Annotated in this window: 4 protein-coding genes; 1 reads left to right on the forward strand and 3 read right to left on the reverse strand. The window is 60.4% G+C overall.

Annotation, left to right across the window (positions count from 1 at the left end):
- Positions 1 to 104: 104 nt before the first annotated feature.
- Genes I2E26_RS04225 through I2E26_RS04235 form a run of 3 tightly spaced genes read right to left on the reverse strand, consistent with a single transcriptional unit; the run spans position 105 to position 5,563 of the window.
- Positions 105 to 3,347 carry a GIY-YIG nuclease family protein gene (locus tag I2E26_RS04225; RefSeq protein ID WP_195419726.1) on the reverse strand — a complete coding sequence of 1,081 codons (3,243 nt, stop codon included), beginning with the start codon at positions 3,345 to 3,347 and terminating at the stop codon, positions 105 to 107.
- The gene (locus tag I2E26_RS04230) at positions 3,340 to 4,872 is read right to left on the reverse strand and encodes an Eco57I restriction-modification methylase domain-containing protein (RefSeq protein ID WP_195419727.1); all 1,533 of its coding nucleotides are present in this window, start codon (positions 4,870 to 4,872) and stop codon (positions 3,340 to 3,342) included. The genes I2E26_RS04225 and I2E26_RS04230 overlap by 8 nt, the downstream gene beginning before the upstream one ends.
- On the reverse strand, positions 4,865 to 5,563 hold the full coding sequence (locus I2E26_RS04235) for an SAM-dependent DNA methyltransferase (RefSeq protein WP_147587551.1): 699 nt from the start codon (positions 5,561 to 5,563) through the stop codon (positions 4,865 to 4,867). Before I2E26_RS04235 ends, I2E26_RS04230 begins: the two co-directional genes overlap by 8 nt.
- 113 nt (positions 5,564 to 5,676) lie before the next feature.
- Between I2E26_RS04235 and I2E26_RS04240 the strand changes: the two genes are divergently transcribed.
- The gene (locus I2E26_RS04240) at positions 5,677 to 5,967 is read left to right on the forward strand and encodes a helix-turn-helix domain-containing protein (RefSeq protein WP_147587552.1); all 291 of its coding nucleotides are present in this window, start codon (positions 5,677 to 5,679) and stop codon (positions 5,965 to 5,967) included.
- Positions 5,968 to 6,432: the final 465 nt, after the last annotated feature.

Genomic DNA, 6,432 nt, shown 5'->3' on the forward strand with positions numbered 1-6,432 from the left:
CTCAAATTAGGGACAGGCACCAATCTGAGAGGCGCCCCGCTCTCAGATTAGGGACAGGCACCAATCTGAGAGGTGCCTCCTGTCGGCTATCTTGACCGGATTGCCTATAGCGTGAGCAGGCCCTGGTCGAAGGCGTTGGGGAAGAGGAACTTGCGACGCTTGGGGCGTCCGTGTTTATCGGTGCCCAGCACCACTTCGATGAAGCCGCCCTCTCGATCGATGTCGATGACCTCGCCGTAACCAAAGGCTTTATGGAACACCGTGTCGCCGGGTTCGAGCGCGTCGAGCTTGGCATCGGTCACTGCAGGCGGCTCGTGCCAGTCGAGTTTGCGCTCCTCCGGATATCCGGCGAGCCACCAGCCTGCGCGGCCTCTCGTAGCCTGGCTGCCGCGGAAGGTGAACTCGAAGCGGGCCCCGCGCTCGGCGAGGGCCGTCATCGCGTCGTCGAGCTCGCCGCCGCCGATCACCCAGAGGTTGCCTCGGTTCGTCTCGCGAAGATCGGTGTAGGTGAGTCCGCGCTCCTCGAGCGCTTCCACGACCCAGTCCCGCCTCGCGCCGTGCGCCGCCTCAGCGCCATGGGCCGCTGCGTCACTTGAGGCGGGGGCGCCGTGGGATGCCGTGACACCGTGCGGGCGCGCATCCACGCCAGCGCTGCCGGCCGAGGACGTTGCGGCACGCACGTGCGCGGCGGCGCCGGGTCCATGGACGGGACGGGACGGAGCGGCAGGTCTAGCGGCACCGCTTCGAGGTCGATTGCGCTCCTCTGTAGACTCGTTGCCCGCAGCCGCCCTCACCAGTCGTCCGGTCTCGTCCAACAGCGTGTCCTGGCGGGCCATCTCCTCGAAGTCCTCTTTGGTCAGGGAGGTGTCGAACAGGCCCACGCGCGCGTCGTAGCTGTGCTTCTCGATGCCGGTGTAGGAAAGGCTGGCGTCCTCATAGCGGCGGAACTTGTACACCGCGTCGTTCATCACGGAATCGCGGAACACCCCGAGCGACACCAGCAGCTCGAAGTCCTTCACCGAGAGGCCCGTGACCTTCTTGAACAGGCCGGGTTCCAGCTGCGTGATGACCTCTTTCAGGCTCTGCTCGCGGTAATCGGTGAGGTACATGAACACGGGGATGCGCGTGGCGAACTTGATCAGCTTCTCCTGGATCTGCTTGCGCTTGCTCTTGAATTCTTTCTCCTCTTCGGAGAGCTCCTTCTTCTCCTTCTTGCTAAGCTCGCCGCCCTCCTTCTTGACCTTCTTGACGTGCTCGGACTTGTTGATGATGGTCTCGATGTCGTCGTTCAGGCTGCGGAAGCCCTCGATATTGCTGAGGGCGCGCATGGCCTCGGCGTTGTCGAGCAGACGGCGCAGCGTGTCGTTGTCCACGTTGACCAAAAGCGCGCTCTCCCAGCGGCGCGCCAGCAGCGTGGCCGAGGTGCCCGCCATGGCGATGTCCAGGATGTCCGCGGCGTTCACCTCGCGCATGGCGCTGCCGTCGTAGGCGAGCACGGGCAGGAACTTGATGAAGTCCGCGACCTTCTTCTCGGGGTTGGGCTCGTCCACGGAGAGCTGGCAGCTGTAATCGGACACCATGGCCAGCGCGCGGTCGAGCGCGAAGTCGAAGACGTAGCATTCCTGCTTGATGACCTGCGTGCGGCCGTCCTCGTCCTTGGCGGTCCAAGGGCTCTGCACGCGGAAGGCGGTTTGGAAGTACGTCTCGGGGCTCTTGAGGTTGCGCAGCATGAACACGCCGGTCCACGGGCGGATGGTGACGCCGGTGGTGAGCTTGCCGCACGACAGGGTGATGGTCTTGGTGGTCAACGGGTTGCCCATGGCGCGGCGCACGGGATCGACGGCCTCAAGGCCGATACCCGCGTCGGAGCCCGCCGCTATCAGCACCCGGTAATCGTGGTAAAACGCGTTTTGCCGTTCGGCCAGCAGGTTCGCCATGGCGTGGCACGATGCCACGTTGGGCAGGAACCACAGGGTGTGCGTGAGGTTGGCGAGCAGCGCCGCGTGGCTGAAGGGCAGCACCGGCTTCTGCGCGCCCATCTTGAGCTCGTCGGTGGTGGTCTCGGCCAGCGCTCCACGGATCAGGTCGAGCCATTTCTGCACGTAGTCCTTGTATTTGAACTGCGCCTCGGCGCCCTCGCCGGTGGCGGAGAAGAACACGTTGAGGTCGAACTCGTCGAATTCTCCCGCGCGCGCCACGCGGGTGATGGAGTCGGGCACCTTGTAGGTCATGAGGACCATGCGGGGGAGGGCGGCGTACGGGTTGGGCTCGAAGGGGTGCGCCTGCACCCAGTCCTGCTTGGCCTGCTGCTCGTCGGAGTAGGTCCAGTTGAAGATCTGGTCCTCGATGAACTCGCCGGAGGTAAGCGCGCGGAAGGGCGTTCCAGAGAGGTAGAGGTAGCGGTCTGCCTGAATGGGCAGCCAGGTCTCGTCGAGGCTATTGCCCGTGGATGCCGCGTCCACCTCCTTTTCGGTGGATTCGACGACGTCGTCCTCGTCTGCCGGCTTGGCGAAGAGCTTTTGAGCGCTGTCGCGCCAGGCGCCGAAGTGGTATTCATCGAAGGCGACGAGGTCCCAGTGCTCCAGGTGGACCCACTCGTTGCGCGGTTTGATGGCGCCGGTGGCGCGGTCCACGCCCAGGAAGTCCTGGAACGAGCCGAAGCATACGATGGGGCGCGCGGGGTCGCACTCCTCGTAGGCCATGGCGCCGCGCGAGACGAACTGCCAGCCCTCGAAGTCGATATGGCTCTCCAGGTCCTCGCGCCACGCGTCCTCGACGGCCGGCTTGAAGGTGAGCACGAGCACGCGCTTCATGTTCATGCGGCGGGCGAGCTGGTAGGTGGCGAAGGTCTTGCCGAATCGCATCTTGGCGTTCCAGAGGAACTTGGGCACGCTGCGGTTGCCCGGCTGCTCGCAGGCGCGGAAGTACGCCTCCGTCTTGTTGACGGCATCGAGCTGCTCGGGGCGCATGGCGAAGTCCTCGGTGCGCTCGCGTTCGTAGCTGGTGCGGTCGCGGACCTGCAGCCATGCGTTGCGCACGTCGGCGGGCGTGCAGCGGAACCACTCGCCGCCTACGTTTGCGAAGCCGTTGGCGGCGAGGCGCTTATGGACCGCATGGTCCATAAAGGAGGAGCCGTCCGTGCGCATGGCACTTTCGGCGAAGACGATCTCGTACGGCTTGCCCTCACCTGGCTGGATGACGGGGAACTGCTGCGCCACGCGTCGTTCAACGTCGATTTCCGTATAGCCGACCTTGAGGAAATGCGCGTGGTCCGGATTCTTGTCGCGATATGCGTAGATGGAAGGATGGACCTCCGGGCGCGCGGGGAAGAAGGTGGGGCTAGGCATTGGGGGACCGACTTTCTCCCATTTCGCAGATTCGACTGTTGATTAACTCCGTTTCCTCATCGGTAATTCCCCACATGGACTTAAGGCGGTCGTCGGTGTAGGCGCCCTCATATTTTTCAAGATGGGGGATAAAGCGGAAGTTCTTTTTTGTCATGTTCTGGGAAACCACAGTTTGGAGGAGTAGAAACCTGCAAGTTTTTGTCAATAGATAGGATTTGAAGGACAGAGTTTCTTCCTCGCTGTCAAATGCGGCGGCAACTAGCCAGGATTCCGAGCATACCTCTCCAGGTTTTGCCACTCTGGTGTTTCCATCGTAGTAGAAAGCAACTGGTTTAGTAAAATCCGTTTGGCCGGCTATAGGGGCCTTGGGAACCAGGAATTTCCACTTATCAAGTAAGCTCTGGGGGTCTTTAATGTCACATCTGTCTACCGGCCGGATGCCGATCCTCTGCGTGAAATGGCAGGGAATACCAGTGGATTTCGGAATATATGTTGTGGTTATGCCGAAGGGAAGCCTTGATGACACAACGGAATCGAGGTAGTGGATGTAGCCGATTGACTCGATTTTGTGAATGAAGTCCAATGCCTGATTCGAACGGATAAGGATGTCGTATTCATCGAGTGGTCGGATCGCAGTTATCGGCGCCTTACGATTGAAGTTAGTGAACCTGCACAGCCCAGGGTTATCTCGGTCCCATAGGAAATAGCAAGCACCTCCTGCTAAGTCGACGCCTGGGAACACATCGCGGAAGTTTTCGTAATCTACGATTCTGCGAATGTGCTTGTCCGTTAGCATTTCGGCTCGAAATGTGTCGAGTCCTTTTCCTCCCGAAAACCATCTTGAGGGGATGATCATTGTGAGAAATCGTGGGTTTAGCTTCTTGGCTTGCTGCACGAAGAGATTATAGATTGGTTTTGCGCTCGATCCCGTTCCGCCTCCATCACTCAACTGGTACGGCGGGTTACCGACGATCACATCGAACTTCATATTCAAAATCCTTTCCGGATCGTCGGCGTGAATGAATTCATACGCATGGGTTTCGAGTGCGGCGTCGCGGTCGTACTCGGCGTTGCTCGCACCGCAGTATTTGCAGCGGTTGTTCAACCATGTGTGCTGGATGGTGCGGTGGCGCACGTTGCCCTCGGAGCTGTCGAATTCCACAACGCTGAAGCGCCCGTTGGGGAACTTGCTGCAGTACAGGCTGCGGCGCGCCAGCAGGCTCGTGAGCTCGGTGATGGCGATGCCGTAGAGCTGCTCGTGCATGATGTGGTCGACGCGTTCCTGCAGGTCGGGATATACGTGCTCGAGCCCCTTGATGAAGCGCTTGGCGGCTTCGCGCAAAAACACGCCCGATTTGCAGCAGGGGTCCAAGATCTTGATGGTGGGGTCGCTCCAGATCTCGGATGGCAGCATGTCCAGCACGTCGTTGGCGAGCTCCGGCGGCGTGAAGACCTCGTCGTTGCTCAGATTGGCCAGACAGGTCAAGACGTCCGGGTTGTACGCCTTCTCGAGCAGGCTAGCCATAGCGCTGCACCTCCCAGTAGTTGGTGAGGGGGTATTCCTTTATGGCAGAGGGGATGTACGCGTTGATCTCGGTGTCGTACTCCCAATCGGTATGAGCGCGGACTCCATCGGCCCCCGCGTCGTCGAGCGCGAAGAGCGAGAGGGTCTCGCCTTTGGCGGTGTTGCCGTCCAGCAGCTCGCTTAGCAGGAAGTCGCGGCGTTTGACCTTGTCGCCGGTCACGAGCGACCACTCGGCAAAGGTGATGGGGTCGCCGTTGGAATCCTTGAGGGTGAGGGCGTCGCCGCACAGGATGTTCTGATGCAGCAGGTAGCGGACCGCTTCGAGGAATAACGCATCCGGTTTCTTGATGGCCCGCTTCGCCTCGGCTTCGACGATTCCGTACAGGCGCTCGCGGCATTCCTCGGCGTTGTCCTCCAGGATGTCCACGCCGTACAGGCTGCTCACGGCCACGAAGGCGTAGCGCATGTAGTCGTCCGGGCTTTTCTTGTACTGCTGCGCCACCACGGCGAGCTTGCGGCGCAGGACTTCGGCTAAGAAATTACCGTTTCCGCAGGCAGGCTCCAAGAAGCGCGACTCGATGCGCTCCGTCTCCTGCTTGACCATGTCGAGCATCGCGTTGACTTCGCGTTCGTTGGTGAAGACCTCTCCGTGCTCCTGCACTCTCTTGCGAGATTTGACTTGCTGAGCCATAGAGAAAGTCCCGTCGACTGTGTGGAATATAAACCACAACAGTGTAACGCGAAACCTTAAATTGTCGACTATAAACAACAGTGCGTATTCTGCATGTCAATACGATTGCTGGTATGAAGGCAGATGACGCATACATATCTATTTACAAGGCGATCGGTGTCAACGCCGCTCGCCTACGGAGCCAGCAGAATCGCTCTCAAACTTTTGTTGCCGAGCGCGCTGGCATCGATAGGTCTGCCTTAAACAGATTTGAAAGCGGAAAATACAACCCCTCGATCGAGTGGCTGTGCAAACTGGCGGACGGGTTGGGCGTTCCCGTGGTCGAGTTCTTTTCGGGATTGGAGGTTGCCGCTCCGGGCGACATCGCCAGGGCTGGTGCGTGCGGTACCGCGAAAAGGGAGTAGGGTATCCGGGCTTTTGACCTGCTGGTCGATTTTCGCTTCACGTTGCGCGGCGTCCGAGCGTGACGCCCCGACCAGGCTTTGGCATCGGGCACGTTTCTGTCGTGCGGCCTCGCGCTACCGCGAGAAGGTGCTTGGAGCGAGCTTGTTTTCGCTGCGGCGAGCAAATGTACGATTTTATTGCCTTGCGCCGAGTATAGAGAAAGCGGCAATGCGTCTATCTGCGGTTTTACGAGGCGATATCCACGTATACTCGGTGCTCTTCGAAATAATCGTACATTTGCGCGCCATTCCTCGTGTAACAAGGGGCGCGCCGCCGGCCTGCGGGGCCACAGGGGCTGCCCGCCGTGGAACGGAGCGCATGCCTCGCGTCGCTATTGGTCGGCGAACCTCAGGCAGCCCTCGTTGATGAACCACTCGAGGTGGCCGCAATCTTCGCAGATGAGCGCGACGGCGCTCTCGTTGAAG

Source organism: Collinsella sp. D33t1_170424_A12 (genome assembly GCF_015554865.1).
Classification (GTDB): domain Bacteria; phylum Actinomycetota; class Coriobacteriia; order Coriobacteriales; family Coriobacteriaceae; genus Collinsella.

Excerpts from the sequence above, each read along its gene's own strand:
- I2E26_RS04240 (WP_147587552.1), top strand. The coding sequence starts at position 5,677 with ATGAAGGCAGATGACGCATACATATCTATTTACAAGGCGATCGGTGTC.
- I2E26_RS04230 (WP_195419727.1), bottom strand. The coding sequence starts at position 4,872 with ATGGCTAGCCTGCTCGAGAAGGCGTACAACCCGGACGTCTTGACCTGT.
- I2E26_RS04235 (WP_147587551.1), bottom strand. The coding sequence starts at position 5,563 with ATGGCTCAGCAAGTCAAATCTCGCAAGAGAGTGCAGGAGCACGGAGAG.
- I2E26_RS04225 (WP_195419726.1), bottom strand. The coding sequence starts at position 3,347 with ATGCCTAGCCCCACCTTCTTCCCCGCGCGCCCGGAGGTCCATCCTTCC.